Consider the following 26,968-nt stretch of genomic DNA (forward strand, 5'->3'; position numbering starts at 1 on the left):
TCTGCCACAGGACGGTCGGACGGGTCCGAAGAGCGCCCACACGCCGGGACGACCGCATCGACTGGGACTTCGCAACCGCCGGACGATACCGTGATCGCATGACTGAACTGCTCGCCGGCCCGATTGCCGATCGCCACACCGCTCTCGGAGCGTCCTTCGCCGAGTTCGGCGGCTGGAACATGCCCGTCTCGTACGCCGGCACCGTCGCCGAGCACACCGCGGTCCGCACCGCGGTCGGGATCTTCGACGTGAGCCACCTCGGCAAGGTGCTGGTCAGCGGTCCGGGCGCGGCCGCCTTCATCAACTCGACCCTGAGCAACGATCTGACCAAGATCGAGCCGGGGAAGGCGCAGTACACACTGTGCTGCAACGATCGCGGCGGCGTCGTCGACGACCTCATCGCCTACCTGGTGAGCGACGACGAGGTCTTCCTGGTCCCGAACGCTGCGAACACGGCGGCGGTCGTGGCGGCGCTGCGCGAGGCCGCCCCGGCCGACGTCGAGATCGTCGACCAGCACCGCGAGTACGCGGTCTTCGCCGTGCAGGGACCCGAGTCGGCCGCGGTGCTCGCCGCGCGCGGCCTGCCGACCGAGATGGCCTACATGGCCTACCGTGACGCTCGGATCGAGGTCGCCGGCCGGACCGTCGAGGTCCGCGTGTGCCGGACCGGCTACACCGGCGAGCACGGCTACGAGGTCCTGCCCCGATGGGACGACGCCGGCGACGTCTTCGACGCCCTGCTGGCGGAGGTCACCGCGCGCGGCGGGCAGCCCGCCGGCCTGGGCGCGCGCGACACGTTGCGCACCGAGATGGGGTACGCCCTGCACGGGCACGAGCTGAGCGTCGACATCACGCCGGTCCAGGCGCGGTCGTCGTGGGCGGTCGGCTGGGACAAGCCGGCCTTCTTCGGCCGCGAAGCGCTGCTGGCCGAGCGCGCCGCCGGACCGGCCCGACGCATCTACGGCCTCAAGGCGACCGGGCGCGGAGTGCCCCGCGCCGACTGCACGGTGCACGCGGAGGCCGGCGGACCGGTCGTCGGGGTGTGCACCTCGGGGACCTTCTCGCCGACCCTCAAGCAGGGCGTCGCGCTCGCGTTCATCGACGCCGACTCCGGCGTCAAGAAGGGCGACGAGGTGGTGGTCGACGTGCGCGGGCGCGCGCTGACCTGCGAGGTCGTCCTGCCGCCTTTCGTCGAGAGCCACGTCTGAGCTCGAGGGGCCGTCGGCCGCCGGTGAGCCGGGTCGGGAACGGTGCCGAAAACCCGGTTGCACCGCGGCGGTAGCATGACCGCATGACCTTGGAGTTCACCCGTACCGAGCATCCGCATCCGGTGTCGGAGAATCGACGCGCCGAGATCCTCGCCGCGCCGGGCTTCGGCAACTACTTCACCGACAACATGGTGACCGTAGACTTCGACCGCGAGCACGGATGGCACGACGCGCGGGTGACCCCGTACGGTCCGCTCGCGCTCGATCCGGCGGCGATGGTCCTGCACTACGCGCAGGAGATCTTCGAGGGGCTCAAGGCTTACCGTCAGCCCGACGGCTCGATCGCCGCCTTCCGACCCGAGGCGAATGCGGCTCGATTCAACAACTCGGCCCGTCGCCTCGCGATGCCGGAACTGCCCGCCGAAGACTTCCTCGGGTCGCTGCAGGCGCTGCTCGCCGCCGACAACGCGTGGGTGCCCGCCGCCGGCGGCGAGGAGTCGCTCTATCTGCGTCCGTTCATGCTCGCCACCGAGGCCAGCCTCGGCGTCCGCCCCGCGGACAAGTACCTCTACGCCCTGATCGCCTCGCCCGCCGGCGCCTACTTCTCCGGCGGTGTGAAGCCGGTGAGCGTCTACCTGTGCACCGAGTACGTCCGGGCGACGCCTGGCGGGACCGGCGACGCCAAGTTCGGCGGCAATTACGCCGCCTCGCTCCTGGCGCAGGCGCAGGCGGCCGAGAAGGGCTGCGACCAGGTGGTCTGGCTCGACGCCCTCGAGCACCGCTACATCGAGGAGATGGGCGGAATGAACCTGTTCTTCGTCTACGGTTCGGGTTCGGAGGCTCGCCTGGTGACGCCGGAGCTGTCGGGTTCCCTGCTGCCGGGCATCACCCGCGACTCGCTGCTGACGCTGGCCTCCGATGCGGGCTTCCAGGTGGAGGAACGACGGATCTCGACCGATGAACTGCGTGACGGCGTCCGCAGCGGGGAGATCACCGAGGTCTTCGCCTGCGGCACCGCCGCGGTCATCACGCCGGTCGGACGAGTGCAGGGCGCAGCCGACGACTACGTGATCGGCGACGGCAGCACCGGCGAGGTCACCCAGGCCCTTCGCGACACCCTCACCGGCCTGCAGCGCGGCACCTTCGCCGACACGCACGGCTGGATGACGACGCTGCATCCGGCGCCGTGAGGCTGGAGCCTCACGGGTAGCAGAGCAGGCCCACCGCGACGGCCACGGTGCTGAGCTCCAGGGTCGCACCGAGGACGTCGCCGGTGATCCCGCCGGTCCGGCGGGCGCAGTGGCGGCTGAACGCCCAGGCGAAGGCCAGTGCCGTCGCCGTCACCAGGCATGCGGTGATCAGGGCGGCGCCGTCGCGGGGCGTGTCGATGATCGCCGTGCCGACGGCACCGGCGATCGCCAGGACCGGCCACACCGCGAGCGAGACGCGCTGGGAGTCGGCGACCAGGGCGCCGAACCCGTTGCTGTTTGCTGCGGGCAGGCCACGCCGGCAGGCGATCGGGACGGCGATGCGGCCGACGAACACGGCGAGCGCGATGCCGGACCAGCGGCCCTCAGCCGACAGCGTCCCGAAGGCCAGCGCCTGCCCGAGCAGGACCAGCGTCAAGGTCGCGGCCCCGAACGGACCGACGTCGCCGGTCCGCATCACCTCCCGCACCCGGGCCGGGTCGCCGTAGCAGCCGAGGCCGTCGGCGGTGTCGGCCAGACCGTCCAGGTGCATGCCGCGCGTCGACAGCGCCAGCAGCGCGACGACGATCGTGCCGACCAGCACGTCCGGCAGCCGGGTGTGCGACAAGCCGAACGCCGCCCCGGCCGCGATCGCGCCGAGGCACAGACCGACGAGCGGGGTCGCGGCGATGACCGCCGCGCCGCGGCGCCGGTCGAAGTCGCCGCGCGGCTGCGGCACCGGCGCCACGGTCAGCCAGCTGAAGGCATCGTGCAGAGCGCCCAGAGCCCGGCGCATCTACTCTCCGGCGCTGACGCCGGCCTCGTCGAACGTCGCCATGTCGGTCAGGATGTCGATCGACGACGCCAGCAGGGGGAGCGCGGCCACCGCACCGGTGCCCTCGCCCAGACGCAGCGACAGATCGATGATCGGGACGAGGCCGAGAGTGTCGAGCGCGAACTTGTGCGCCGGCTCGGTCGACAGGTGCCCGGCCTGCCACCAGGCGGCCGCACCCGGTGCCAGCTGCTGTGCGACCAGTGCCGCAGACGTGGTGATCATGCCGTCGAGCAGCGCGGGCGTCTTCCGGACGGCGGCCTGTGCGAGGAAGCCGGCCATCGCCGCGATGTCGGCGCCGGCGACGGCCGCCAGCAGCGCGAGGGGCTCGTTGCGGTAGCGGCGCGCGTGCCGCATGCCGTCGCGGATGGCGGCCGTCTTGCGGATCCACGTCGCGTCGTCGATGCCCGTGCCGCGGCCCACCACGACCACCGGCTCGCGATCGGTGAGGGTGCCGACCAGCACCGACGCGGGCGTGGTGTTGCCGATGCCCATGTCGCCCGCGATCAACAGGTCGGCGCCGGCGTCGACCAGACGGTCGGCCATGGCGCGTCCGGCGGCCAGCGCGCGGCGTGCCTCCGCGAGGGTCAGGGACTCGCCGCGGCGCAGGTCACCGCTGCCGCGTCGGACTTTGAACGCCGACACCGACGGCTCGGTGTCCGCGGCCACCGCCATGTCGACGACCTGCACGACGGCGCCGGCCCGGCGGGCGAGCACGTTGATCGCGGCACCGCCGGTGGCGATGTTCGCCACCATCTGCGCGGTCACCTCGGGCGGATAGGCGGAGACGCCGTCGGTCGCGACGGCGTGGTCGCCGGCGAAGACCACGACGGCCGGCGCGCGCAGCGTGCGCGGCGGACAGACGCCCTGGCAGGAGGACATCCACACCCCGAGGTCTTCGAGGCGGCCGAGCGACCCGGCGGGTTTGGTCAGCTGCAGGTGTCGCAGGCGGGCCTGCTCGGCGATCTGATGATCGGGGAGTTCGACGATCGGGAACAGCTCGGCGTCGACGGGATCGATGCCGCCGTCGACCGGTACCGGGGCGAGCGGCGACGGTTCCGCCTCGGCGCTCGCCGGTACCGGAGCGACGGGCGCGGGGGTGCTGGGCTGGGGCGCGCGGGACTCGGGCGCGGCGGGTCGCGGCGCCTCGGGAAGTGTCAGCGGCCGACCGGCGACGACCAGCGTGACCGCCTCGCACGCCGACGCGATCCGCGCGTTGAGCCGCCCGAGTTCGTCGGCGAACCGCCTGCCCGACGACGTCGCAGGCACGAGCGTCAGCCCGACCTCGGGACTGATCACGACGAGGTCGCCGGTGAAGGCGGCGACCGCGTCGGCGAGGTCGTCGACGCGATCGGCGATGTCAGCGGTCTCGTCGTCCCACGCGCCGACCTCGTCGAGCATCGCGGTGAGCCAGTTGCCGAGATCGTCGATCAGCGTCGTCGCGGCGGGATCGTCGCGGAGCAGCCCGACCAGATCGCGGGATTCGACCGTCCGATAGCGGTCCGAGCGACGGTCGCGATGCGCGGCCACCCTCGACTGCCAGGCCGGATCGCCTGCGGCGTCGCCGGTGGCGACGTACCGAATCGTCTCCGCGTCGGCCAGCAGCTGCTCGCCGTAGGCGGACTTGCCCGAGCGGATGCCGCCGAGGACGAGCGTGCGCACCCGCTAGACCTTGTCGCCGGGCTTGACCTGGGGTCGCGGCGCACGCATCATCCGCAGCTGCATGGCGCGGGTGAAGCAGTACCAGCCCAGGCGGAAGCCGGTGTCGGTGGTGTCCGGATAGCGCTCGGCGACCCGCTTGTTGACCATCCGGCCCAGGTAGAGCGAGTCGATGACGACGAGCAGGACGAACACCAGGAGCACCAGGTTGCCGATGATCGCGAGGTTCGGAACCATCAGCACCACCAGCAGGAAGATCGCGAAGGGCAGGAACAGGCCCGCGAAGTTCCGCCGGGAGTCGACGAGGTCGCGGGCCATCTTGCGGACCGGTCCCTGGTCGCGGGCCATCATGTACTTCTCGTCGCCGGCCATCATCTTCTCGCGCTGGTCCAGGCGGGCGCGTCGGCGTTCGGCCGAGAGCTCCTTGCGCTGCTCCTTCGTCATCGACGTGCGGAGCGCCTTCTTCCGGGCGCGCGCCTCGGTGCGATTGGTCGGCGGCGGTGCGACCGGGCCGCGGCGACGCTCGGCGTCGCGCCGCTTGGGGGTGGGGCGGCCCTTGCCGGGCGTGGTGGCGCCCGCAGCTGCGGTGGCGTCGTCGGCTTCCACGGCGGGTTCGGCCGGGGTGGTCGCGCTCTTGTCGGCGTCGGAGTTCCAGGGCAACTTCACCCGTCCAGCTTATGGGATGGGCGCCCGGGGGCGGCCATCGGGCGAGGTGCGAGGGCTAGCCTGGATGGTGATGAACGGCACACACCCGGATCCGGACGACGCCGACCCCGCCGGGACCCGCTCGGTGCGACCGGTCGTGATCGCCCCCGACGAGTTCGGCGGCACCATGTCGGCATCGCAGGCCGCGCACGCCATCGCCGACGGATGGCGGTCGGTGCGACCGAACGACGTCCTCGACCTGCTGCCGCAGTCCGACGGCGGGCCCGGTTTCCTGGAGGTGCTCGCCGACTCGCTCGGCGGCGAACTCCGCACCGTCGGCGTCCCCGGGCCGCTCGGGGACCCGGTCGAGGCACAGCTGCTCGTCGACGGTCGGACGGTGTACGTCGAATCGGCGCAGGCCTGCGGGCTGCACCTGCTCGGCACCTCGCCGAGTCCGCAGTCGGCGCAGCGGGCGAACACCGCGGGCGTCGGCGTCCTGCTCGATCGAGCGCTCGCCGCGGGCGCCGCGCGGATCGTCGTCGGCCTGGGCGGCAGCGGCAGCACCGACGGCGGGCGGGGCGCGGTGCAGGCCCTCGGCGGTCTGGCCGCCGCGCGCGCCCGCTTCCGGGACGTGGAGCTGATCGCCGCGACCGATGTGACCAATCCGCTGTTGGGACCGACCGGCGCCGCCGCGGTGTTCGGTCCGCAGAAGGGTGCCGATGCACCGACGGTGGCCGCCCTGGAGGCGCGGCTCACGGCCTGGTCTCGTGAACTCGAGCTCGACGCCGAGCCGGTCGCCACGCGGCCCGGAGCGGGTGCGGCCGGGGGACTCGGCGCTCTGCTGCTCGCGCTCGGCGGGCGCCGTGAGGCCGGGGCTGCGCTGGTGGCGGCGGTGACCGGTCGCGCCGCCCGGATCGCCGGAGCCCGCCTGGTGATCACCGGCGAAGGCACATACGACGCGCAGACGCGATACGGCAAGGTGGTCGCGTCGGTCGCGGCCGATGCGCGCGCGGCGCACCTGCCCGCCGTCGTGATCGCCGGACAGGTCGGCACCGACGCCGAGGTGGCGGGCGTGAGCGCCGTGTACTCGATGACCGAGTGGGCCGGCTCGGTGCAGCGGGCGATGCGGGAACCGCGGGCGATCCTCGCCGAGGTGGCCGCGCACGTCGCCGCGACAGGGGACCCGGCGGCCGGCTGAGGTCGCAGAAATCGGAGGGCGAGATGCGGGAATACCGTGCTAACGAGTACCGTTGATGCAGTCAGCTGTGCACCGGACACGTGGAGCCGGAGCCGCAGCCGATGACCAACGTATCCGGTCGCCGAGATTGCAGCGGCCGGCGACACGAGGAGCGCCCATGACCGTTGAGAACGAAACCGCGACCGGCATTCTGCTGACCGATGCCGCCGCCGCCAAGGCGAAGGCACTGCTGGACCAGGAAGGCCGCGACGACCTCGCCCTGCGCATCGCCGTGCAGCCCGGTGGCTGCGCGGGCCTGCGCTACCAGCTGTTCTTCGACGATCGCAGCCTGGACGGCGATGTGGTCGCGGACTTCGGCGGCGTCAAGCTGGCTGTCGACCGGATGAGCGCGCCGTACGTGCAGGGCGCCACCATCGATTTCGTGGACAGCATCGAGAAGCAGGGCTTCACCATCGACAACCCGCAGGCCACCGGCAGCTGCGCCTGCGGCGACTCGTTCAACTGATCGAGTAGCGCGCGTCGGACCGAACCCACGCGAACGTCCGTCGTCGACGATCGGGCCGCGATCCCACCGGGACACCACCGGACGGGGTCGCGGCCCTCGTCGTTTCCGCGCCCAGTAGCGTTGGACAGATGTTTATCGCAGTCTGCGGGTCGCTTGCCACCGACCACCTGATGAAGTTCCCCGGAAAGTTCTCCGAGCAGTTGGTCGCCGACCAGCTCGAGCACATCTCACTCAGCTTCCTGGTCGAGGACCTGGTCGTTCACCGCGGGGGCGTCGGCGGCAACATCGCATACGCGATCGGCACGCTCGGCGAGAAGCCCCTGCTGGTGGCGGCGGCCGGCGCCGACTTCGACGAGTACGAGAGCTGGTTGTCGGCGCACGGCGTCGACTGTCGGGGAGTGGCCCGCTCGGCCACCAAGCACACCGCACGGTTCATGTGCACCACCGACGAGACGATGGCGCAGCTGGCCAGCTTCTACGCCGGCGCCATGAGCGAGGCCCGCGACATCGACCTGACCGAGCTGTTCGCCACCACCGGCCGACCCGACCTGGTCCTCGTCGGCGCCGACGATCCCGATGCGATGGTCCGTCACACGCGGACCTGTCGCGAGCAGGGCATCGCCTTCGCCGCAGACCCGTCGCAGCAGCTCGCGCGGCTCGACGGCGACGCCGCCCGCGAGCTGATCGACGGGGCGCAGTACCTGTTCACCAACGAGTACGAGTGGGGCCTGCTGCAGCAGAAGACCGGCCTCGACGCCGCCGAGGTCGCGCAGATGGTGGGCACCCGCATCACCACGCTCGGCGCCGGGGGAGTGGACATCATCGAACGCGACGGCACCACCACCCACGTCGGCGTCGTCCCGGTGGTCGAGCAGGTCGACCCGACGGGCGTCGGCGACGGCTTCCGAGCCGGCTTCCTGACCGGTCTGTCCCGCGGCCTCGGCTACGAACGTGCCGCACAGTTGGGGGCGATGGTCGCCACGCTGGTCCTGGAGTCGGAGTCGACGCAGGGCTGGGCCTGGGACGTCGACGCCGCCGTCGAGCGGTTGAGCGCCGCCTACGGTGCCGACGCCGCCGCGGAGATCAAGACCGTCCTGTGATCGACGTCCGCTGAGACAGCGAGCCCGGATCCGCTGCGGATCCGGGCTCTGCTGTCAGTTCTGTCTGCTCTCTGTAAACTCTGTCGGCTACAGCCGAACCGGGTACTCGTGATCCTCGATCTGCGGGACCACCGTGCCGTCGACGAAGATGCCGTACCAGATCATGAAGCACAGCACCGTCCACAGACGACGGCTGTTGTCGACCGTGCCCGCCCGGTGCTCGCGCAGCATCTCCAGGACGAAGGCCTGGTCGAAGATGTGGTCGGTCGCCGAATCGGCGATCACCTGGTGCGCCCAGTCGTACATCTCGGTGCCCGCGAGCCAATGCCGCAGCGGCACCGGGAAGCCGAGCTTGCGCCGGTGCAGCACGTGCGGCGGCACGATCTGCTCCAGCGCCTTGCGCAGGGCGTACTTGGTGGTGCCGTGACTGATCTTCTCGTCGAAGGGGAGCTGCTCGGCGACGGCGAAGACCTCCTTGTCGAGGAAGGGCACCCGCAGCTCCAGGGAGTTCGCCATCGTGATCTTGTCGGCCTTGACCAGGATGTCGCCGCGCAGCCACGTGAACAGGTCCAGGTGCTGCATGCGGGCGACCGGATCGAGTCCCTCGCTCATCCGGTAAATCGGTGCAGTGACGTCCTGGTGCATCCAGTCCTCGCGGAAGTTCCGCAGGACCGCGCGCAGGCGGGCGTCGTCGAAGCTGCGCGCATTGCCGTAGTAGCGGTCCTCCAGCGTCAGCGACCCCCGGTGCAGCAGGCTCTTGCCGCGGGTGCCCTCCGGGATCCGGTCCGAGACCTTGCCCGCCAGTCGGCGCAGTCCGCCGGGGAGCCGGTCGAAGGTCTTCAGCGAGAGCGGCTCCTTGTAGATGGTGTAGCCGCCGAACAACTCGTCGGCGCCCTCACCCGACAGCACCACCTTGACGTGCTTGCGGGCCTCGGCGGCCACGAAGTAGAGCGGTACGAGCGCCGGATCGGCGACCGGGTCGTCCAGGTACCAGATGATCTTGGGAAGCGCCTCGATGAACTCCGACGGGCTGACCACCTTGACCACGTGTCGCGCACCGATCGCCTCGGCCGACTCCGCGGCCACGTCGACCTCGGAGTAGCCGTCACGTTCGAAACCGGTCGTGAACGTGATCAGATCCGGATTGTGCTGGATCGCGAGCGCCGCGATGGCCGTCGAATCGATGCCGCCGGACAGAAACGATCCGACCGTCACGTCGGCGCGCATGTGCTTGGCCACCGAGTCGCGCAGGACGTCGGCGATCTCGTCGTACCGCTTCTGATCGCCGGCGGACGCGAAGGGGCGCACCTTGAATCCGGGAGTGAAGTAGCGCGTGGTCACCGGTGCCGACCCCGGAGTCAGCCGGGCGTAGCTTCCCGACTCGAGTCGACGCACCGAGGCGTGCAGGGTCTCCGGTTCGGGCACGTACTGCAGCACCGTGTAGTGCTGGGTCGCGCGCGGATCGAGATCGGCCGGAAGCTGCAGGCGGTCGAGCAGTTCCAGGACGCTCTTCTTCTCGCTGCCGAACGCCGTGCCGCCCGGCCCGGTCGCCAGGAAGAGGGGCTTGATGCCGAACGGGTCGCGGGCGAGGAAGAGCTCACGCGTCTGCGTGTCCCAGACGGCGAAGGCGAACATCCCGCGGAGCTTGCCGAGGACGTCGGCTCCCCAGTGATGGAAGCCTGCGACGATCGGCTCGCCGTCGCCCTCGGTGCGGAACTCGGCGCCGAAGTCGCGGCGCAGCTCCTCGCGCAGTTCCAGGTAGTTGTAGATCTCGCCGTTGAAGACCAGCGCATACCGTTCCGGGTTCTCCGGCGGGCCCCACCGGAGCGGCTGATGCGAGTGCTCGATGTCGATGATCGACAGGCGGTTGAATCCGAAGACCAGGTCGTCGTCGTTCCAGGTGCCCAGATCGTCGGGCCCGCGGTGGCGCATGCAGCGGGCGGCCGTGGCGACCAGGTCGGTGGAGGACGACGCCGAACCGTCGCTGGTGAGCATTCCGAGCAAGCCACACACGGTGTCAGGGCCTCTTTCCTTGGGTACGTGACGACTCACGCGGGCGCGAGCGGTTCCACTATGCCGCAGATGACTTGCCCGTAGCGAGTCCGCCACCCCGTGGTGAGGGTGGAATCACCCCTGCCCGCGGGCGGAACTCCCAGGTCGTGGAAAAAGTTCCGGGAAACAGTGAACCCCAATCACGAAGACTTCGTCGGGTTGGTCTACGCTGCGTAGTACTAGGTGCAAGAATTGCTTCGAGGAGTGTCTGCTCGTCGTGGCAGGCCTTGAAAGAACAGCTCCCTGCCAGCAGGAAGGCGTGAAATTGACGAACGGTGTACGGCCGTCGGCGCGGAGGAAGGGTTCTCCCTCGCGCATGATCAAGAGACTGAGTGGCCTCGCAGTCCTCGGCGTCGGTGTGCTGATGACATCGGGCTGCAGTGCTGAAGAAGCTCTGCGATTCGGCTGGCCGGAGGGCATCACGCCCGAAGGCCAGGAGATGCGCAATTTCTGGACTTGGGCCGTCATCGCCGCGTTGGCGATGGGCGCCCTGGTGTGGGGTCTGATCTTCTGGACCATCACGTTCCACCGTCGGAAGAAGAACGGCACCAAGGAAGACGAGTTCCCTCGTCAGACCGGTTACAACGTGCCGCTCGAACTCGCGTACACGGCGATTCCGTTCGTGCTGATCGCGGTCATGTTCTACTTCACCGTCGTGGTCCAGACCAACGTGGAGAAGAAGGAAGAGAATCCGGCCGTCGCGGTCGACGTGACCGCCTTCCAGTGGAACTGGAAGTTCGGATACAACTCGGTGACCATCAACGGTCAGCAGTTGGTCAACCCGAAGACCGATTCCAAGAAGGGCGAGCCCTTCGCGGACCAGATCACCAAGTACCGCGAGGAAGACGGCAAGCAGGAAGCGATCCTCGGCGCTGCCGGCGGTCGTTCGGCGGAGATCCGCGACTACCTGAGCTACGACAAGATCGAGACGCTCGGCTCGTCGTCGGAGATCCCGATCCTGGTGCTCCCGACCAACACCCGCATTCAGTTCAATCTCGCGGCTGCCGACGTGGTCCACTCGTTCTGGGTTCCGGAGTTCCTGTTCAAGCGTGACGTGATGCCGTTCCCGGAGCAGAACCACCAGGATCCGACGTTCCAGGTCTCCAAGATCGACCGTGAGGGCGCCTTCGTCGGCCGCTGCGCCGAGATGTGCGGCACCTTCCACGCGATGATGAACTTCGAGCTCCGTGCAGTGAGCCCCGAGACCTTCGTCAGCTACATCAAGTACCGCCAGGCCAACCCGACTGCCACGAACGCGCAGGCGCTCAAGGCCGTGTGCCAGGTTCCCGAGTCGGTTGTGACGGTTCCGTTCGACACGCGTCGCGTCTCCAACGGCAAGACCCCCAAGCACCTCGGTGACACCAGCAACACCACGATCGCCCAGTGCACCCCGGAGGTTTAAGAAGCAATGAAGGTCGAAGCACGCATCTTTGAGGCAATCGCCGTCTTCTTCTTCGTGGTCGGCGTCGTCTACACGATCGCCACGTTCTACTACCGCACCGGTGTGGAGTGGGCGGGCGCCACGGCGATGTTCTTCTCCGGTGGCCTCGCGCTGATCGCCGGCACGTACTTCCGGTTCGTGGCCCGACGGGTCGAGATCCGCCCCGAGGACTTCGACGAAGCTGAGGTCGAGGACGGCGCAGGCGAACTCGGCTTCTTCTCGCCGCACAGCTACTGGCCGATCATGATCGCCGGTGCAGCCGCACTGTTCGCCATCGGCTTCGCTTCCGCCAACTGGTGGTTCGCGATCGGTGTCATCCCGATCATCATCGGATGTGTCGCCGGCCTGGTCTTCGAGTACCACGTCGGACCCGAGAAGCACTGACACGCAACGTTCTGACGCGAGAGCCGCACCCGGAAACCAGGGTGCGGCTCTCGCGTCTTAGGCTCCGGAGTCTGATTAGGCCATCGGCGATGATCGCGCGTCAGACGGACCCGATTCCCCGCTGAGGGCTCAGAACCCCTCTCAACGCGATGTGCGCCCTGTCCGGGGATTCTGGTCCGAGAACGCCGGAGCCGGCCTGTTCCTGCGCCTCACTCCGCTGCAGCAGGGGCAGGCGGCGTATAGAGAGACCTGGGTGCTTTGCGTTTCGCTCCGGCAGCGAGATCGGGGTGGTCGAGTAGCCACTGACCGGCAGCGAAGCGGCGTATCGAGACCGCGGGTCCGGCGGGGCCGTGATGCACGGCCAAGGCTGTCCTCCGGCAGCGGCAGCAGGGTGGTCGAGTAGCCACTGAGCGATAGCGAAGAGCGGCGTATCGGGACCGCGGGCTCCGGCGGAGCCGTGATGCGCGGCAACCGCCTTCTTCCCGCGGCGGCAGCCAGGGTGGTCGAGTAGCCACTGAGCGGCAGCGAAGCGGCGTATCGACCGCGGCTCCGGGGCGGAGCCGTGACGCGCGGCTAACGCTGTGCGCCGGTGGCGGCAGCAGGGTGGTCGAGTAGCCACTGAGCGATAGCGAAGCGGCGTATCGAGACCTGGTGGTGCGGGCGGAGCGCGACGAGATTCCTGTGCTCGGCTTCGGAGCTCACCCGGTTAGCCTGAGAACGATCTCGTGCGGCGGCGTTCGGCTCGACTTGTCAGCTCGGTGGTGAGGGGCTGGGACCGGCCCTCGCGTTGCTCGGCTAGATAAGAGCATGTCAGTCCCGTCTTCGACGTCTCGACAACTGAAAAGACGGGATGGGACTCGTTAGAGATCTGCCTCGCAACGGTCACCGGACCGGTCGCCCTGACAAGCGACTGAAAGGAACGCCCGCCATCTCGATTGTGACACCACGACTGTGACCATGTCGAGACCCATTCTCTCGATTGCTCGACGGCGGTACCGTGGCGGCCGAGGCCGAACCCGGCAGCGAAGCCGCGTCCACGGTGCACGAGGTTGTCGATGTGCGGGGGATCTCGATGCGCTTCCTGCGCTTCGCTCCGGTCGCTTACTCGATCAGCCTGGAAGCATACGAACGGAACTGTGAAGCGCGTCTTGTCGCACGCGCCGCTCCGGTGGCGGCAGCAGGGTGGTCGAGTAGCCACTGAGCGATAGCGAAGCGGCGTATCGAGACCGCGGCTCCGGGGCGGGGCCGTGACGCGCGGCTAACGCTGTCCTCCGGCGGCGGCAGCAGGGTGGTCGAGTAGCCACTGAGCGAAAGCGAAGCGGCGTATCGAGACCACGGAGTGTGGGCCGGCGGGCCGGCGGCAAGCGTCGTTGTCACGATGAGTCGGCAGGGTAGGGGAGGGGTGGCAGAGAAATACGAACACGAAGGAGGCCGCCTCGCGTAAGCGAGACGGCCTCCTTCGTAGCGACTGCTGTCGAGGATCAGTCCTCGATGGCCTTGCCGCCCTTCTCCTGCAGAGCGATCAGGGCGCGCTTCTCGGCAGCGTGCTGCTCGTGAGCGATCCGCTCGTTGAGCGCCTGCTCCTCCGGGCTGTCCGGAACCAGGACGGTACCGGTGCCGGGCGAGCCGGCCGAGCCGAGCTTGTTCATCCGCTTCGGCAGCGCCGCACCCTGGTAGGGGAGCGGGATCGGGTGGCCGTGCTCGTCCACCGGGCCGAGCGGCTGGTGGATCTCGATGTACTCACCCTTCGGCTGGCGACGGATGATGCCGGTCTCGATGCCGTGTGCCAGGACCTCGCGGTCACTGCGCTGGAGCGACAGCGCCCAGCGGTAGGCGATGAAGTAGACCAGCGGCGGGAGCACCAGCAGACCGATGCGGCCCATCCAGGTGGTCGCGTTCAGCGAGATGTGGAACTTCAGCGCGATGATGTCGTTCATACAGCTGATCGTGAGGATCGCGTAGAACATCAGGGCCATCGCACCGACGGCCGTGCGGACCGGGGTGTCGCGCGGACGCTGCAGCAGGTTGTGATGAGCGTCGTCGCCGGTGAGCTTCTTCTCGATCCACGGGTAGGTGAAAAGCACCCCGAAGACCACGCCGATGACCACGACGACCCAGAAGATGGCCGGGATCGTGTAGTTGCCGAGGTAGAGCTCCCACGGCGGCATCAGTCGAGCGAAGCCGTCCGTCCACATCATGTAGATGTCAGGCTGCGAGCCGGCCGAGACCTGCGCCGGGTTGTACGGACCGATGTTCCAGACCGCGTTGATCTGGAAGACACCCGAGATCAGAGCCAGGAAGCCGGTGATGATCGCGAAGAACGCACCGCCCTTGGCTGCGAAGACCGGGAGGATCCGAACGCCGACGACGTTCTTCTCGGTACGGCCGGGGCCGGGGAACTGCGTGTGCTTCTGGTACCAGACCAGCGCCAGGTGCGCACCGATCAGACCCAGGATGATCGCCGGGAAGATCAGGATGTGCAGGACGTACAGGCGCGGGATGATGATGTCGCCCGGGAAGTCGCCGTTGAACAGTGCGAACTGAACCCAGGTGCCGATCAGCGGGATGCCGAGGACGATGCCCGACATGGCGGCGCGAACACCGGTGCCCGACAGCAGGTCGTCCGGCAGCGAGTAGCCGAAGAAGCCCTCGAACATCGCCAGCAGCAGCAGGAAGCAGCCGATGACCCAGTTCGCCTCACGCGGGCGACGGAACGCACCGGTGAAGAAGATGCGCATCATGTGGACGATGATCGACGCTGCGAACAGCAGGGCCGCCCAGTGGTGGATCTGGCGAACGAACAGGCCGCCGCGAACCTCGAACGAGAGGTTCAGGGTGGTCTCGTAGGCGCGACTCATGGTGACGCCGTTGAGCGGCTGATAAGCACCGTCGTACACGACGTGTGCCATCGACGGGTCGAAGAACAGGGTCAGATAGGTGCCCGACAGCAACAGGATGATGAAGCTGTAGAGAGCGATCTCGCCCAGCAGGAACGACCAGTGGGTGGGGAAGACCTTGTTGATCTGTCGACGCACGCCGGGTGCGAGGTGATAACGCGAGTCGACACCTTCTGCCTGCGTGGCGAGGCGGTCAGCGATCGTCATGACTTACGCTCCCAGAATGCCGGTCCGACGGGCTCGAGGAAGTCACCGTTGGCGACCATGTAGCCCTGGTTGTTAACAGAGATGGGCAGCTGTGCCAGAGCACGCGCGGCCGGTCCGAAGACCGCCTTGCCGTACTCGAGAGCGTCGAACTGCGACTGGTGGCACGGGCAGAGGATCCGGTTGGTCTGCTGCTCGTACAGCGAGGTCGGGCAGCCGAGATGGCTGCAGACCTTGGTGTAGGCGTAGTAGTCGCCGTAGTTGAAGCTCTCCTGATGGCGACGCTTGACGACGCGCTTGGCGTCGGCCGGGCGCAGACGGATCAGCATGACCGGGTTGTGGACGTTGCGCAGGCCCTCGAGCAGCTTGTGACGCGACTCCTCGGTCTCGCCGTAGCCGTCGGAGACACGCCACGGGAAGACGGTCTCCATGGCGCCGGCGTCGAGATCCTCGGGCCGGACCAGGGCGACCTGGTACGGGTTGCCGGTGTCGCGGCGCATGAAGACGGTCTCGCCCTTGGTCTCGTTGTAGACGGGCGACCATCCGGAGTGCCACAGCGGCGACTTGTCGCGCAGGGCCCACGGGTTCTTGATGAAACCGCCGATCGCGGCGACACCGCCGGCGACCGACAGTGCACCCAGACCGAAGACGGCCGAACCGATGATCATCTTGCGGCGGGGGAGGGTCGAGGTCTCCAGCGTGTCCTGCAGGCCGGCGACGATCGTCTGCTTGTCGACCTCGGAGGAGCCGCCGTCATGGCGATCCTGGACCGAGATCTCCGCCGGAATGAAGCGCTTGGTCAGCTGGACGACGCCGAAACCGAAGGAGAGGATCGACAGGCCGAAGCTGACGCCCAGCAGCGGGGTGTAGAAGGTGTACGCCCAGTAGCCGCTCTCCTCCGGCATCCGGAACTCCCACTGGTTCCAGATGAAGAGGGCGAAGCCCGCGATGGCGAAGAGGCCGGAGAGCACGAACCAGATCGCGACAGCGAACTCGGCACGCTTCTCAGCCGTGGTGCCCGGCTCGGGGAAACGCTCGGCGCGGTGGATGATCTCCACTCCGTCGAGGTTGGTACCGAGACGGACCTTCTCGTCGCGAGACATTGCGGCGAGCTGGTCGTCGGACGGGACGTCCTTACTCGTATCGCTCAATTTCGTGATCCAATCCACATTGCGCCGGCGACGACCGCCGACACACCGACGACCCACATGACGATGCCCTCAGAGACCGGGCCGAAGCCGCCGAGTCCGTAACCACCGCTGGGGTTGGCGGAATCGACGTAACGCACGTAGCCGATGATGTCCTTCTTCTCGTCGACCGACAGCTGACGGTTCGAGAACTTCGGCATGTTCTGCGGGCCGGTGAGCATGGCGGTGTAGAGCTGCTGCGGGTTGACGTCCGTCAGCGGGGGAGCGAACTTGCCGCTCGAGAGCGCGCCGCCACGACCGGTGAAGTTGTGGCAGGAGGCGCAGTTGAGGCGGAACAGCTCGGAGCCGCGACCGATGTCGTTGCCGCGCAGCGAATCCATGGCCAGAACGGGGAAGCCGTCCTGGTACTTGATGTTGCCGTCGGCGTCCTTCTCGTACATGACCGACGGTCCGCCGCCCATGGCCTGGATGTAGGCGCCGAGCTGGTCGATCTGAGCCTCGGTGAACTTGGTGGGCTTGCGCAGCGCCTGTGCCTCGTTGCGGGCCGCGGGCATACGGCCCGTGGAGACCTGGAAGTACACGGCGGCGTCGCCGACACCGATGAGCGACGGGCCGCGATCGGCGACGCCCTCGAGGTTGGCACCGTGGCAGGTGATGCAGGACGTGTCGTACAGCTGCTTGCCTGCGGCGACCGAGGCGACGCTCTTGTCGTCGGCGGTGGCGACCTGCGGCTTGGGCGAGACCAGCGCGGCGATGAGGCCGGCGGCCAGCAGGCCGAGGAGCAGGAAGATCGTGCCGCTGGCGCGGCGACGCAGCTTACGGCGCGACTTGGCGCGTGCGCCTGCGGTCTTTGCGGATCCGGCGGTCGACACGCGCTCTGCTGAGACGTCGGTGGCGTCGCGGCCTTCCGGCGAACTCGGTGGAGATGATCTCATCTGTGACTCTCTACTAAGCGGTTTGGACTGAATGTATGTGAACCGGCCCGAACTATTGCCGGTTCTGCGGCCGCCGGGGGCTACCGGATGAAGTAAATGACGACGAACAGCGCGATCCACACCACGTCGACGAAGTGCCAGTAGTACGAGACGACGATCGCTGCGGTCGCCTGCGCCGGGGTGAACTTCGACAGTCGCGTGCGCACCAGCAGGAAGACGAACGCGACGAGGCCGCCGATGACGTGCAGACCGTGGAAGCCGGTGGCCATGTAGAAGACCGAGCCGTAGGCGCTCGACGAGAGGGTGGTGCCCTCGTTGATCATCGAGTAGTACTCGGTGGCCTGCCCGATCACGAAGAACGTGCCCATCGCCAGCGTCAGCGTGTACCAGCGGCGAAGGCCGAAGACGTCACCGCGCTCGGCGGCGAAGACGCCTGCCTGGCAGGTGAAGGAGCTGAGAATCAGCACCGTCGTCACTGGCACGGCCAGCCACAAGTTGAGGTGCGTCGGCGGCTGAGGCCAGCCGTCCGATGCGTTGGCCCGCGCGACGAAATACATCGCGAAGAGGCCAGCGAAGAACATCAATTCGCTCGACAGCCACACGATGGTGCCGACGCTGACCATGTTCGGACGGTTCAGCGAGTGCACGCGTGAGGTGATGGCGGTTTCTGAGTTACCCACAGCGCTAGTCACAAGAGAAGTATGACGGTTCGTAGTAACCGTTGACCACCCGGGTCGGAAAATAGATTGAACCCGGTGCCTTTCCGCAGGTCGGCGCAGTGCAGAAGTAGGATACCGGCGTGTCCTGAGACTCCGATGAGCGTTACCTTGAAGACCATGACGTCATGGTTGGAGGTGTCTTGATGGCTTCTTGGGGTTTTCGTCGTCGGGGACGCCGTCGCACGCGGCCGGCGCCGGTGGTCGGCGATCCGACGCTGGTGGTGGTCGCCGAAGGCGGCGAGGCGACGGCGAGCTCGACGGCCTTGGCAGAGGGCGGCTTCGCGGCCGCGGAGCCGGTCGTCCTCCGCCACACCCTGTGGCTGCCGTCGGCTCGCGTCGAGGAGATCATGGCGCGATTCACGACAGCCGGGTATCGAGCCGACGAATCGGTGAGCGCGGCGACCGCGGAGGACGGGCTCGTGCTGGTGGCGGTGGCTCAGACGGTCGTCGTGGACCCGGTGGTGCTTTCGCGCGAGCGCGCGAGGGTGTCGAGTGTGGCGTCGCGCGCGTCCGGTCGCGTGGAGGGCTGGGCGCTGCTGCGGTCGGCTGATATGGCGTGACGGCCGTCCGAGTGTGCCGTTAGGGTTGATCGCGTGACTGCAGTGGACGCAACCGGTACAGATCCCGCCTACACCTGGCCGTATGTTCTCGGGAAGGTGACCGATCGGTTCGACCTGACCGTCGACGAGGCCTCATGGGCGATGCGCGAGATCATGTCCGATGCGGCGACCGGCGCGCAGATCGCGGCATTCGGCGTCGGAGTGAAGATGAAGGGCGCGTCGTCGTCGGAGCTGCGCGGCCTGTCGGAGGCGATGCTCGCGCTCGCCAACCGGGTGACCGTCGCGGGCCCGACACTCGACATCGTCGGCACCGGCGGCGATCGATCGCACACGGTCAACATCTCGACGATGACCTCGGTGGTCGTGGCCGCGGCCGGAATCCCGGTGGTCAAGCACGGCAACCGGGCGGCGTCGTCGAAGAGCGGCGGCGCCGACGTCCTCGAAGCGCTCGGCGTCTCGATCACCCTGAGTCCGTCCGCGGTGCAGGAGTGCGTGCGCGAGACCGGCATCGGCTTCTGTTTCGCGCCGGTCTTCCACCCGGCGTTCCGGTTCACCGGGCCTCCGCGCAGCCAGATCGGGATCCCGACGGTGTTCAACGTGCTCGGTCCGTTGACGAACCCCGCCGCACCCGAAGCCGGACTCATCGGGTGCGCGTTCAGCGATCTGGCGCCGGTGCTGGCCGAGGCCTTCGCCGAACGCGGGAACCGCGTGCTGCTGGTGCGCGGTGACGACGGTCTCGACGAGCTGACCACGACGACTACCTCGTCGGTCTGGCAGGTCGTCGGCGGGCGGATCGGCCGACTGACCGTTGATCCGCGGGAACTGGGCATCGACCTCGTCGAACTGTCTGCCCTGCAGGGCGGCGACGCGACGGTCAACGCTCAGGTGGCGCGAGAGCTGTTCGCCGGCGAACTCGGACCGGTGCGCGATGCGGTGACCTTGAACGCGGCGGCGGCCGTGGTCGCCTTCGAACAGCGCGAACTGTTCACACAGCAGCAGTTCGTCGAGGCGATGCGCGCCGCTCGCGAGCGGGTGGCGCAGGTCATCGACTCCGGCGACGCGTCGGCGCTGCTCGATCGGTGGCAGGCGGTCAGCAATCGTCTGGCGGCCCAGCAGGGCTGACCGCCGACGCCGATGTCAGGCTTCGCCGATGGAGAAGCCGCCCTCGACTTCGGAACTGGCGTAGCTGCGGAAGGCGATGTGGGTGGCGCTGGAGCGGACGCCGGGAATGCGGTTGATCTGACCGGTCACCACGGTGGCGATCTCCTCGTGGTTGCGCACGCGCACCTTGGCGATCAGATCGACGTCGCCTGCGCAGGAGTAGACCTCGGTGACGCCGGGGATGTCGGCGACCGCCTGGGCGGTCTCGGGGATCTGATGGATGTCGGCTCCGATGAGCACGATGGCGGTGATCATGGCTCGACTCTATTGCATCGACGCTCACCCCTGCGGTGTGGCGACCAGGCCTTCGCGGGCCTGTCGTGCCGACGCCGCGAACGACATCCAGCGCTGAGCCGAACCGATGGGCGCCGAGAGCGGTTCGGAGGCCTCGACGAGTCGGACGCCCGGCTGGAACAGCCACCGTTCGATCAGTGCGAGCTCGTCGGCGGAACAGCCGGCGAGGGGGCCCGCATCCGGGGCGGGCGAGGCGACGGTGGTCGCCGACATCCGAAGTCGATCGATGACCGGCATCGGTGGCACCCCGCGAGCGGCGTGCGCTGACGCAGCCAGCCGACCGAAGCGGATGATGCTCAACTCCCATCCGCCGTCGCCGTCCGGGCGCGCGGCGATGATCTCGGACCGCTGTGCCAGAGCGGTCAGCCGCTGACAGCGCGCGAGGACCTCGATCGTCGACGAGAGGCGGTCCCGCGCTCGCGCCGCCGACTCGAACCGGCGTTGCTCCACGAGCACGTCGAGCCGTTCGTGCAGCGAGACGAGGAGCGCGTCGGAGCGGCCGGCGATCAGATCGCGGGCGGCTTCGACGCGGCACAGGTAGTCGGCGAGGGTCTGCGGGCGATCGCTCGCGGCGCGACACGCGCCGGGCACGGCGGCGACGAGGGGGTCGGGGAGGGCGGCTGCCGCGCTGGGGCCCTCGCACCAGTGATGGGACGCGTTCTTCAGCTCCGCGGTGCACGTGCGCAGTCCGGCGGCTCCGGCGATCACGTCGGCGACCTCGGCGGCGACCGTCCGGTTCGACACCGGACCGAGCGATTCGGCTCCGGCCGAGCGCGTGAGCTTCAGCCGCGGGAAGCGGCCGGGGGTCAGGGTGATCCACCAACCGCGCTGCGGATTGCGCGATCGTCGGTTGTACATCGGCTTGTGCACACCCAGCAGACGCAGCTCGCTGACGCCCGCCTCCAAGGCATGCGCGCAGACCACATGATCGACGCGACTGGCCAGCGACACCATCTCGTCCATCCGAGGCCGGGGATCACTGCCGTTGAAGTACCCGGAGACGCGGCGGTTCAGGTCGACTGCAGTGCCTACGTACAGGACCTCGTCGGCGGGGCCGCGGAAGAGGTACACGCCGGGCCGGCGCGGCAACCCGGCCGACAGCGACCGCTTCGCCCGCACTCGCGGTGAGGCTCGCGGCCGGTACCCGGTCAGCTCGCCCACCGTGTGCACACCCTGGTTCCCGACTCGCTCGAGCAATCGGTGGAAGACGTCGACGGTGGCGCGGGCGTCGTCGAGCGCACGATGCGTGGGCCGCACCGACACGTTGAAGAGGTCGGCCAGCGCCGACAGCTTCACACTGGGGGCCTCCTGTCTGTCGAGCACGCGGCGCGCCAGGACGACGGTGCACAGCGACGTGCCGAACGGCCACTCGAATCGGAGACGGGCTGCGCTGTGCCGCAGGAAGCCCATGTCGAAGCGGGCGTTGTGGGCAACGAGCACGCTGCCGCGCGCGAACTCGATGAAGGCGGGCAGGACCTGCTCGATCGGCGGCGCGTCGTACAGCATCGCCGTCGTGATCCCCGTCAGGGCGACGATCTGGGGCGGCAGCGCGCGCCCGGGGTCGACCAGCGTGGCGAACTCGCCGAGCACCTCGCCGCCGCGGATCTTAACGGCGCCGATCTCGGTGATGCGGTCGCGTTCGGGGTCGGTGCCGGTGGTCTCCAGATCGACCACGACGAAGGTCGTGGCGGCGAGGGCCGCGGCCCCGAACTCGTCTGAGTCGGGGAGGTCGGAGAACGACAGCTGTTCGGCGCTCATGCCAGCACGGTACGAGTCGCCTACGACATCGCCGATGCGAGGCCACCGATACGACGCCGCCGGTCCGAACCGTCCGGCGGCTCGGGCGACGGCCGATGTCGGAGGCTCTTCGTATGCTGCCGAGCGTAATCATTCGAGAGCGGTCTCCGGACGGTCCTCGACCACGTCGATTGCCCGGATGGCGAAGGCTTCGACACGTGCTGAGAGGCAGATCACATGAAGATTGATTGTGCGCGGTGCCCGGCCCGCGGGTACGAGTGCGGCGACTGCATGATGCGAGTCTTCTTCGACCCGGCTACCAGCGAGTATGCGTCGTCGTGCATCGATGACCCGAGCGTCTCGGAACTGGCTGCGGCGGTCGATGTGTTCGCTGACACGGAATTGATGTCCGATGCCGCCGCCGCAGCCGCGATGTCCGTCATTCATGCAGGTGACAACGCTGTGGGCGGGCGGATTCGGCGAACGCCGCGTGCGGTGTGAGTGTCGGGGCGATGGCACGTTCTGCGGGAGGCGGTAGACATCGCCCACGGGGTTTCGTAATCTTTTCGAGACCTTCAAGTCAGGGTTCTCCCGGAGTAGTCCGGGTGGGTCCTGAGGGTCATCGCCTAATCGCACTCACCAAAGGAGTGCGAACCGGGGAACCACTTCCTCCGCGATGCCGGAACCGGCATGCGGATTGGGGTGAATCGCAGTGCGCCAGTGCCCGCCAGGGTACTGGTCTGTGCGCGTAGGGCCTGTCTCTTCCGGCCCGAACCCGACAGCTAACCCGGTCGGCGACAGGGAGACAACAAGGAGTACGTGTTTTCGTGGCCAAACACCGTTTGGAGCAGCCCGGCATCGGCCGCAAGGCCGCCAAGTCCGCAGTCCTCGCCGGCTCGATCGCCATCGGCGGATCGCTGGCGTTCGCCGCTGCCCCCGCTGCAGATGCCGCGCCCGTGACGATCCCGAACGTCGGAACGTTCGACATCCCCGGTCTGCCGTCGCAGATCGTGCCGAAGGCGCCGAAGGTCGACCTCGGCACTCCTCAGCAGGTGCGCGCCAAGCAGGCGTTGGCCAACGCTGAGTCGAAGATCGGCTCGCCGTACGTCTACGGCGCCGCAGGCCCCAACGCCTTCGACTGCTCGGGACTGCTCTACTGGTCGTACAAGCAGGCAGGCAAGATCATCCCGCGCGACAGCTACGGACAGCTCGGCGGCGGCACTCCGGTCGCCTCGCTCGCCAGCGCGCAGCCCGGCGACATCCTGATCTTCAACGGCGGTGGCCACGCCGGAATCTACGCCGGCAACGGCATCTTCGTTCACTCGTCCACCGAAGGCGTGCCCGTGAAGCGCGACAAGGTCAAGGAGTGGAGCCTGACCGGTATCCGCCGCTACTGAGCGACGCCGGTTGACTGAGTTCGGTGCAGGGCGGGCCGGTGTGACACACACCGGCCCGCCCTCACGTGTCTGAAGGATCGAGTGCAAGTGGTCTCATCGAGTGCGAAGCTGCGGGCGCGTCGTCGTGCCGCGACAGTCGGGGTGGCGGTGACGGTCTCCGTCGCCGCCCTGATCGGGTCTCCCGCGACCGCTGATCCGGTGCGGACCTCCGACCAGTTGCTGAGTCAGTACAAGTCGCTCTCGGTGAACGCCGAGAAGACCGCCGAGGCGATGAACGCTGCGCAGGTCGAGTACGACAAGCAGCGCGGGATCGTCGTCCGGGAGCGAAAGAAGGCCGATGCGGCCGCCAAGCAGCTCGCCGACATGCAGGTCCACGTTGACGCCGCGCAGCGGAAGGTCGACGCGCTCGCGCGCGTCAGCTACCGCGGTGCGCGGATCAATCGCCTGTACGCGATGCTGGTGAGCGATTCGCCCCAGAGCCTCCTGGACAACATGTCGGGCCTGGAGGTCATGTCGAGGCAGTCGGCAGCGGATCTGCGCAGTGTCGTCGCCACGGCACGGGCCGCACGTGCCGCGAAGTCCGCCGCCGAACGCACGGCCGCCGCGGCGACCCAGGCGATCGCCGCCTCGGAGAAGCAGCGCGGCGAACTGCAGGCCAAGCAGGCCGACCTGCAGATCGAAGCGGTGCAGATCCGCGCGATCTACCAGTCGATGACCGGCAGGCAGCTCGCAGCGCTTCGCGGTCCCCGCTACGACTTCGATCCCCGGGCCGTGCCGAAGGGCACCTCGCCCGAACTCGTCGCCGTCCAGGCCGCGATCTCGCGCATCGGCGATCCCTACGTGTGGGGTGCGACCGGGCCGAACCAGTTCGACTGCTCGGGTCTGATGCTGTGGGCCTATCGGCAGGCGGGTCGGACGATCCCGCGGACCAGCGAGGCTCAGCTCGCGGGAGGCACCGCCGTCGACCGCGCCGACCTCAAGCCCGGCGACCTGATCATCTACTACCCTGACGCGAGCCACGTCGGCATGTACGTCGGCGACGGTTACGTCGTGCACGCATCGACCTTCGGCGTCCCGGTGGCCGTGGTGCCGATCGACAAGGCCGGCCCGTTCAACTCCGCGCGACGGTACTGAGTGCGGCCCCTTCGCGTCGCGGCGGCCCCGGCTCTGGCCATCGCGCTGCTGCTGCCGGTGACGGCGTGCGGCGCCGACGGCGAGCAGCCGGCGCCGTCCTCATCGGCCGCGTCGACGACACCGCTGAACCCCTACGAGCAGCAGCGGTACGACGGGGTGAGCGCCCTGCTCGACCAACTCTCGTCCACCCTCGTCAACGGTGACCGCGGCGGTCTGGCCGGCCTGATCGACGCCGCGGCCACGCCCGAGTTCCGGCAGCACATGCAGACGATCGCCGCCGACTTCGCGGGCGGCCCGGCGGCCGCGACGCCTTCGTCACAGCCGACACGGAAGCCGTTGAAGCTCAAGGAGTTCCGCTACCGGGTCGCGCCGCAGAACGGCCCCGAGCATCTGCTCGAGCAGGACTTCGCCACCCGCCTGGAACAGGCGGGCGCCTCCGACACCTGGGTGAGCCCGGTCGATCTGGAGTACGCGCTCGGCGGCGCCGCCGTACCGGGGCTCGACGAGCCGACCGTCACCCTGCACCAGAGCTTCACCTTCGCCCGCTACGGAGACGACTGGAAGGTCGTCGGCGACGGCGGTCTGGCCCCGGACCCGACCGCACAGGCCCGGGAGAGTCCGAAGGCCCCCGAGGTGGGGCCGTGGGAGTTCCCCGGACTCGCGGCCACCGACGTCCGGACGGCGGGCGGCACCTCGACGGTGCTGTCGTACCCGGGCGCCGAACGCACCGCGGTGTCGGCGGCGAAGATCCTGCCGGGCGCCGTCGACGAGGTCTCGAAGTTCTGGGGCACCGACTGGGTCCGGCGCGCCGCCGTCGTCGCCACCGCCACCGACGCTCAGTTCGCGGCGTTGACGCGGACCGACGCCGGCAGCACCGCCGCGGCGGCCGCGGCCACCGTGTTCACGATGATCGACCGGCAGAAGGGGCAGGTCGTCGGACAGCGGATCGTCTTGACCCCGGCCGCCCGTGGCCTGTCGCCGGCGGCGCTGGCGGTCGTGCTTCGCCACGAACTGACCCACGTCGCCTCGCGACTGACCACCGCCGAAGGCGCGCCCCTGTGGCTCACCGAGGGCGTTCCGGAGTACGTCGGCCGCAAGGGCACCTACCGCGATCTGGTCGACGCCGCCCCGGAACTGGCTGCGGCCGTCGCCGGCGGCCAGGTTCCGCGGGCGCTGCCCTCGGACGGATCCTTCTCGGTCGACACCGATGCCGCCCGCGTGGCGTACCAGAGCGCATGGTCGTTCGCGGCCTACGTCGGCAAGACCTTCGGCGACGACCGACTCAAACAGATGTACATCGGGGTCGGCAGGGGCGGCGACACCGCGACCACCGATGCCGCGATGAAGGAGGCGCTCGGCGTGGACAAGAGCGCAGTGGTGGCCGACTGGCAGACGTGGTTGCGCGGGCAGGTCCGCTGATGCGCCGCACCCTGCTCGTCACCAACGACTTCCCGCCGCGCCCCGGCGGCATCCAGTCGTACCTGGAGAACCTGGTCGCCTTCCTGCCGCCCGACGAGGTGATCGTCTACGCACCGCGTTGGAAGGGCTGCGAGGCCTATGACGCGGCCGCGCCGTATCGCATCGTGCGGCACCGGACCAGCCTCATGCTGCCGACCCCGGCCGTCCGACGCCGAGCGGCGAAACTCGTGCGCGACAACGACATCCACACGGTCTGGTTCGGTGCGGCGGCACCCCTGGCGGTACTCGGACCCGCGCTGCGCAAAGCGGGGGCGCGTCGAGTCGTCGCCAGCACCCACGGGCACGAGGTGGGCTGGTCGATGCTCCCCGGCGCCCGGCAGGTGCTCCGGTACATCGGAGACAACACCGACGTCATCACCTACGTGAGCCGCTACACGCGCGGGCGGTTCGCGTCGGCGTTCGGGCCGCGGGCGGCGCTCGAATACGTCTCCTGCGGCGTCGACGTCGAGCGGTTCGCGCCCGACCCGCAGGCCCGGGCGCTGCTGCGCGAACGCTACGGGCTCGGCGAGGCGCCGACCGTGGTCTGCCTGTCCCGCCTGGTTCCCCGCAAGGGGCAGGACGCGCTCATCGACGCATGGCCGACGGTGCGCGCGGCGATCCCCGGCGCGCGGCTGGTGATCGTCGGCGGCGGCCCCTACGCGGACAAGCTGCACGCCCTGGCCCGACGGGCCGGGGTGACCGATTCGGTGACCTTCACCGGCGGCGTGCCCGCCGCCGAACTGCCGATGCACCACGCGATGGCCGACGTCTTCGCGATGCCGACACGGACCCGCGGCCGCGGGCTCGACGTCGAGGGCCTGGGCATCGTCTTCCTGGAGGCCTCGGCCAGCGGCGTCCCCGTCGTCGCCGGCGACTCCGGCGGCGCCCCCGAAACCGTTCGGGAGAGCCTGACCGGCACCGTCGTCGACGGACGCAGCCGCAACGAGATCGCCGAGGCGATCATCGAGATCCTCGCCTCCCCGACACTCGCCGCCGCCATGGGCAGGCACGGGCGCGAGTGGGCGGTGGAGAACTGGCAGTGGAGAAGTCAGGCGGCTCGGCTGATGCGTCTGCTGTAGTCGGTTCTGGGTCGAGGGCCGGCGGCGGTGCTCG

Annotated in this window: 24 protein-coding genes and 1 riboswitch; of the genes, 14 read left to right on the forward strand and 10 right to left on the reverse strand. The window is 68.9% G+C overall.

The window, feature by feature from the left end:
* Positions 1-98 precede the first annotated feature (98 nt).
* Both gcvT and AAFO60_RS12175 read left to right on the forward strand, forming a co-directional pair.
* Entirely contained in the window at positions 99-1,208 is a 1,110-nt protein-coding gene (gene gcvT, locus AAFO60_RS12170) for a glycine cleavage system aminomethyltransferase GcvT (RefSeq protein ID WP_347956469.1), read from the forward strand.
* 83 nt (positions 1,209-1,291) lie between these two features.
* The gene (locus AAFO60_RS12175) at positions 1,292-2,398 is read left to right on the forward strand and encodes a branched-chain amino acid aminotransferase (protein ID WP_347956470.1); all 1,107 of its coding nucleotides are present in this window, start codon (positions 1,292-1,294) and stop codon (positions 2,396-2,398) included.
* Between the two features lie 10 nt (positions 2,399-2,408).
* Here the strand turns inward: AAFO60_RS12175 and AAFO60_RS12180 are convergent, their stop codons facing one another.
* Genes AAFO60_RS12180 through AAFO60_RS12190 form a run of 3 tightly spaced genes read right to left on the reverse strand, consistent with a single transcriptional unit; the run spans position 2,409 to position 5,552 of the window.
* The gene (locus tag AAFO60_RS12180) at positions 2,409-3,191 is read right to left on the reverse strand and encodes an adenosylcobinamide-GDP ribazoletransferase (RefSeq protein ID WP_347956471.1); all 783 of its coding nucleotides are present in this window, start codon (positions 3,189-3,191) and stop codon (positions 2,409-2,411) included.
* Positions 3,192-4,889 carry a nicotinate-nucleotide--dimethylbenzimidazole phosphoribosyltransferase gene (gene cobT, locus AAFO60_RS12185; protein ID WP_347956472.1) on the reverse strand — a complete coding sequence of 566 codons (1,698 nt, stop codon included), beginning with the start codon at positions 4,887-4,889 and terminating at the stop codon, positions 3,192-3,194. It abuts the gene before it with no gap.
* A gap of 3 nt (positions 4,890-4,892) precedes the next feature.
* Positions 4,893-5,552: a DUF3043 domain-containing protein gene (locus AAFO60_RS12190; protein ID WP_347956473.1), complete on the reverse strand. Its 660-nt coding sequence runs from the start codon at positions 5,550-5,552 to the stop codon at positions 4,893-4,895.
* A gap of 70 nt (positions 5,553-5,622) precedes the next feature.
* On the opposite strand from AAFO60_RS12190, the gene AAFO60_RS12195 reads away from it, so the two are divergent.
* The 3 genes from AAFO60_RS12195 (at position 5,623) to AAFO60_RS12205 (ending at position 8,334) form a co-directional block, all read left to right on the forward strand.
* Positions 5,623-6,729 carry a glycerate kinase family protein gene (locus AAFO60_RS12195; protein WP_347956474.1) on the forward strand — a complete coding sequence of 369 codons (1,107 nt, stop codon included), beginning with the start codon at positions 5,623-5,625 and terminating at the stop codon, positions 6,727-6,729.
* 157 nt (positions 6,730-6,886) lie between these two features.
* Positions 6,887-7,234 (forward strand): HesB/IscA family protein, encoded by a 348-nt coding sequence (locus AAFO60_RS12200; RefSeq protein ID WP_347956475.1) that lies wholly within the window; start codon positions 6,887-6,889, stop codon positions 7,232-7,234.
* A 128-nt stretch (positions 7,235-7,362) separates the two neighbouring features.
* Positions 7,363-8,334 (forward strand): carbohydrate kinase family protein, encoded by a 972-nt coding sequence (locus tag AAFO60_RS12205; RefSeq protein ID WP_347956476.1) that lies wholly within the window; start codon positions 7,363-7,365, stop codon positions 8,332-8,334.
* Between the two features lie 87 nt (positions 8,335-8,421).
* On the opposite strand, the gene asnB is transcribed toward AAFO60_RS12205, so the two are convergent.
* A complete protein-coding gene (asnB, locus tag AAFO60_RS12210) occupies positions 8,422-10,347 on the reverse strand; it encodes an asparagine synthase (glutamine-hydrolyzing) (RefSeq protein WP_347956477.1) in 1,926 nt (641 codons plus the stop codon).
* Between the two features lie 355 nt (positions 10,348-10,702).
* Between asnB and ctaC the strand changes: the two genes are divergently transcribed.
* Positions 10,703-11,788 (forward strand): aa3-type cytochrome oxidase subunit II, encoded by a 1,086-nt coding sequence (gene ctaC / locus AAFO60_RS12215; protein ID WP_347956478.1) that lies wholly within the window; start codon positions 10,703-10,705, stop codon positions 11,786-11,788.
* Between the two features lie 6 nt (positions 11,789-11,794).
* The gene (locus AAFO60_RS12220; protein ID WP_347956479.1) at positions 11,795-12,211 is read left to right on the forward strand and encodes a cytochrome c oxidase subunit 4; all 417 of its coding nucleotides are present in this window, start codon (positions 11,795-11,797) and stop codon (positions 12,209-12,211) included.
* A 1,481-nt stretch (positions 12,212-13,692) separates the two neighbouring features.
* Here the strand turns inward: AAFO60_RS12220 and qcrB are convergent.
* From qcrB to ctaE, 4 genes are all read right to left on the reverse strand, one after another.
* A complete protein-coding gene (gene qcrB, locus AAFO60_RS12225; RefSeq protein ID WP_347956480.1) occupies positions 13,693-15,315 on the reverse strand; it encodes a cytochrome bc1 complex cytochrome b subunit in 1,623 nt (540 codons plus the stop codon).
* Positions 15,312-16,463, reverse strand: a complete 1,152-nt coding sequence (qcrA, locus tag AAFO60_RS12230; RefSeq protein ID WP_347956481.1) for a cytochrome bc1 complex Rieske iron-sulfur subunit — start codon at positions 16,461-16,463, stop codon at positions 15,312-15,314. Before qcrA ends, qcrB begins: the two co-directional genes overlap by 4 nt.
* Positions 16,460-17,395: a cytochrome bc1 complex diheme cytochrome c subunit gene (gene qcrC, locus AAFO60_RS12235; protein ID WP_347956482.1), complete on the reverse strand. Its 936-nt coding sequence runs from the start codon at positions 17,393-17,395 to the stop codon at positions 16,460-16,462. Before qcrC ends, qcrA begins: the two co-directional genes overlap by 4 nt.
* 80 nt (positions 17,396-17,475) lie before the next feature.
* On the reverse strand, positions 17,476-18,087 hold the full coding sequence (gene ctaE / locus AAFO60_RS12240) for an aa3-type cytochrome oxidase subunit III (protein ID WP_347956483.1): 612 nt from the start codon (positions 18,085-18,087) through the stop codon (positions 17,476-17,478).
* Between the two features lie 170 nt (positions 18,088-18,257).
* On the opposite strand from ctaE, the gene AAFO60_RS12245 reads away from it, so the two are divergent.
* Together AAFO60_RS12245 and trpD are read left to right on the forward strand one after the other, a co-directional pair.
* Entirely contained in the window at positions 18,258-18,674 is a 417-nt protein-coding gene (locus AAFO60_RS12245) for a hypothetical protein (RefSeq protein WP_347956484.1), read from the forward strand.
* 33 nt (positions 18,675-18,707) lie between these two features.
* A complete protein-coding gene (gene trpD / locus AAFO60_RS12250) occupies positions 18,708-19,796 on the forward strand; it encodes an anthranilate phosphoribosyltransferase (RefSeq protein ID WP_347956485.1) in 1,089 nt (362 codons plus the stop codon).
* Between the two features lie 15 nt (positions 19,797-19,811).
* Here the strand turns inward: trpD and AAFO60_RS12255 are convergent, their stop codons facing one another.
* Both AAFO60_RS12255 and AAFO60_RS12260 read right to left on the reverse strand, forming a co-directional pair.
* A complete protein-coding gene (locus tag AAFO60_RS12255) occupies positions 19,812-20,090 on the reverse strand; it encodes an Lrp/AsnC family transcriptional regulator (RefSeq protein WP_347956486.1) in 279 nt (92 codons plus the stop codon).
* Positions 20,091-20,114: 24 nt separating this feature from the next.
* Entirely contained in the window at positions 20,115-21,887 is a 1,773-nt protein-coding gene (locus AAFO60_RS12260; RefSeq protein WP_347956487.1) for a DEDD exonuclease domain-containing protein, read from the reverse strand.
* 270 nt (positions 21,888-22,157) lie between these two features.
* On the opposite strand from AAFO60_RS12260, the gene AAFO60_RS12265 reads away from it, so the two are divergent.
* The 5 genes from AAFO60_RS12265 (at position 22,158) to AAFO60_RS12285 (ending at position 26,934) form a co-directional block, all read left to right on the forward strand.
* A complete protein-coding gene (locus AAFO60_RS12265) occupies positions 22,158-22,367 on the forward strand; it encodes a hypothetical protein (RefSeq protein ID WP_347956488.1) in 210 nt (69 codons plus the stop codon).
* Positions 22,368-22,479: 112 nt separating this feature from the next.
* Positions 22,480-22,678: riboswitch (cyclic di-AMP (ydaO/yuaA leader) on the forward strand.
* Positions 22,679-22,693: 15 nt separating this feature from the next.
* A complete protein-coding gene (locus tag AAFO60_RS12270) occupies positions 22,694-23,263 on the forward strand; it encodes a C40 family peptidase (RefSeq protein ID WP_347956489.1) in 570 nt (189 codons plus the stop codon).
* A gap of 87 nt (positions 23,264-23,350) precedes the next feature.
* Positions 23,351-24,397: an NlpC/P60 family protein gene (locus AAFO60_RS12275; protein ID WP_424307630.1), complete on the forward strand. Its 1,047-nt coding sequence runs from the start codon at positions 23,351-23,353 to the stop codon at positions 24,395-24,397.
* A complete protein-coding gene (locus AAFO60_RS12280) occupies positions 24,398-25,816 on the forward strand; it encodes a peptidase MA family metallohydrolase (protein WP_347956490.1) in 1,419 nt (472 codons plus the stop codon). It abuts the gene before it with no gap.
* Complete coding sequence (locus AAFO60_RS12285; protein WP_347956491.1) at positions 25,816-26,934, forward strand: glycosyltransferase family 4 protein; 1,119 nt, start codon at positions 25,816-25,818, stop codon at positions 26,932-26,934. Before AAFO60_RS12280 ends, AAFO60_RS12285 begins: the two co-directional genes overlap by 1 nt.
* Positions 26,935-26,968 lie beyond the last annotated feature (34 nt).

The organism is Gordonia aichiensis, from assembly GCF_039946255.1.
GTDB lineage: Bacteria > Actinomycetota > Actinomycetes > Mycobacteriales > Mycobacteriaceae > Gordonia > Gordonia aichiensis_A.

Excerpts from the sequence above, each read along its gene's own strand:
- gcvT (WP_347956469.1), top strand. The coding sequence starts at position 99 with ATGACTGAACTGCTCGCCGGCCCGATTGCCGATCGCCACACCGCTCTC.
- AAFO60_RS12175 (WP_347956470.1), top strand. The coding sequence starts at position 1,292 with ATGACCTTGGAGTTCACCCGTACCGAGCATCCGCATCCGGTGTCGGAG.
- AAFO60_RS12180 (WP_347956471.1), bottom strand. The coding sequence starts at position 3,191 with ATGCGCCGGGCTCTGGGCGCTCTGCACGATGCCTTCAGCTGGCTGACC.
- AAFO60_RS12195 (WP_347956474.1), top strand. The coding sequence starts at position 5,623 with ATGAACGGCACACACCCGGATCCGGACGACGCCGACCCCGCCGGGACC.
- AAFO60_RS12200 (WP_347956475.1), top strand. The coding sequence starts at position 6,887 with ATGACCGTTGAGAACGAAACCGCGACCGGCATTCTGCTGACCGATGCC.
- AAFO60_RS12205 (WP_347956476.1), top strand. The coding sequence starts at position 7,363 with ATGTTTATCGCAGTCTGCGGGTCGCTTGCCACCGACCACCTGATGAAG.
- ctaC (WP_347956478.1), top strand. The coding sequence starts at position 10,703 with ATGATCAAGAGACTGAGTGGCCTCGCAGTCCTCGGCGTCGGTGTGCTG.
- AAFO60_RS12220 (WP_347956479.1), top strand. The coding sequence starts at position 11,795 with ATGAAGGTCGAAGCACGCATCTTTGAGGCAATCGCCGTCTTCTTCTTC.
- qcrB (WP_347956480.1), bottom strand. The coding sequence starts at position 15,315 with ATGACGATCGCTGACCGCCTCGCCACGCAGGCAGAAGGTGTCGACTCG.
- qcrC (WP_347956482.1), bottom strand. The coding sequence starts at position 17,395 with ATGAGATCATCTCCACCGAGTTCGCCGGAAGGCCGCGACGCCACCGAC.
- AAFO60_RS12245 (WP_347956484.1), top strand. The coding sequence starts at position 18,258 with ATGGCTTCTTGGGGTTTTCGTCGTCGGGGACGCCGTCGCACGCGGCCG.
- AAFO60_RS12255 (WP_347956486.1), bottom strand. The coding sequence starts at position 20,090 with ATGATCACCGCCATCGTGCTCATCGGAGCCGACATCCATCAGATCCCC.
- AAFO60_RS12260 (WP_347956487.1), bottom strand. The coding sequence starts at position 21,887 with ATGAGCGCCGAACAGCTGTCGTTCTCCGACCTCCCCGACTCAGACGAG.
- AAFO60_RS12265 (WP_347956488.1), top strand. The coding sequence starts at position 22,158 with ATGATGCGAGTCTTCTTCGACCCGGCTACCAGCGAGTATGCGTCGTCG.
- AAFO60_RS12285 (WP_347956491.1), top strand. The coding sequence starts at position 25,816 with ATGCGCCGCACCCTGCTCGTCACCAACGACTTCCCGCCGCGCCCCGGC.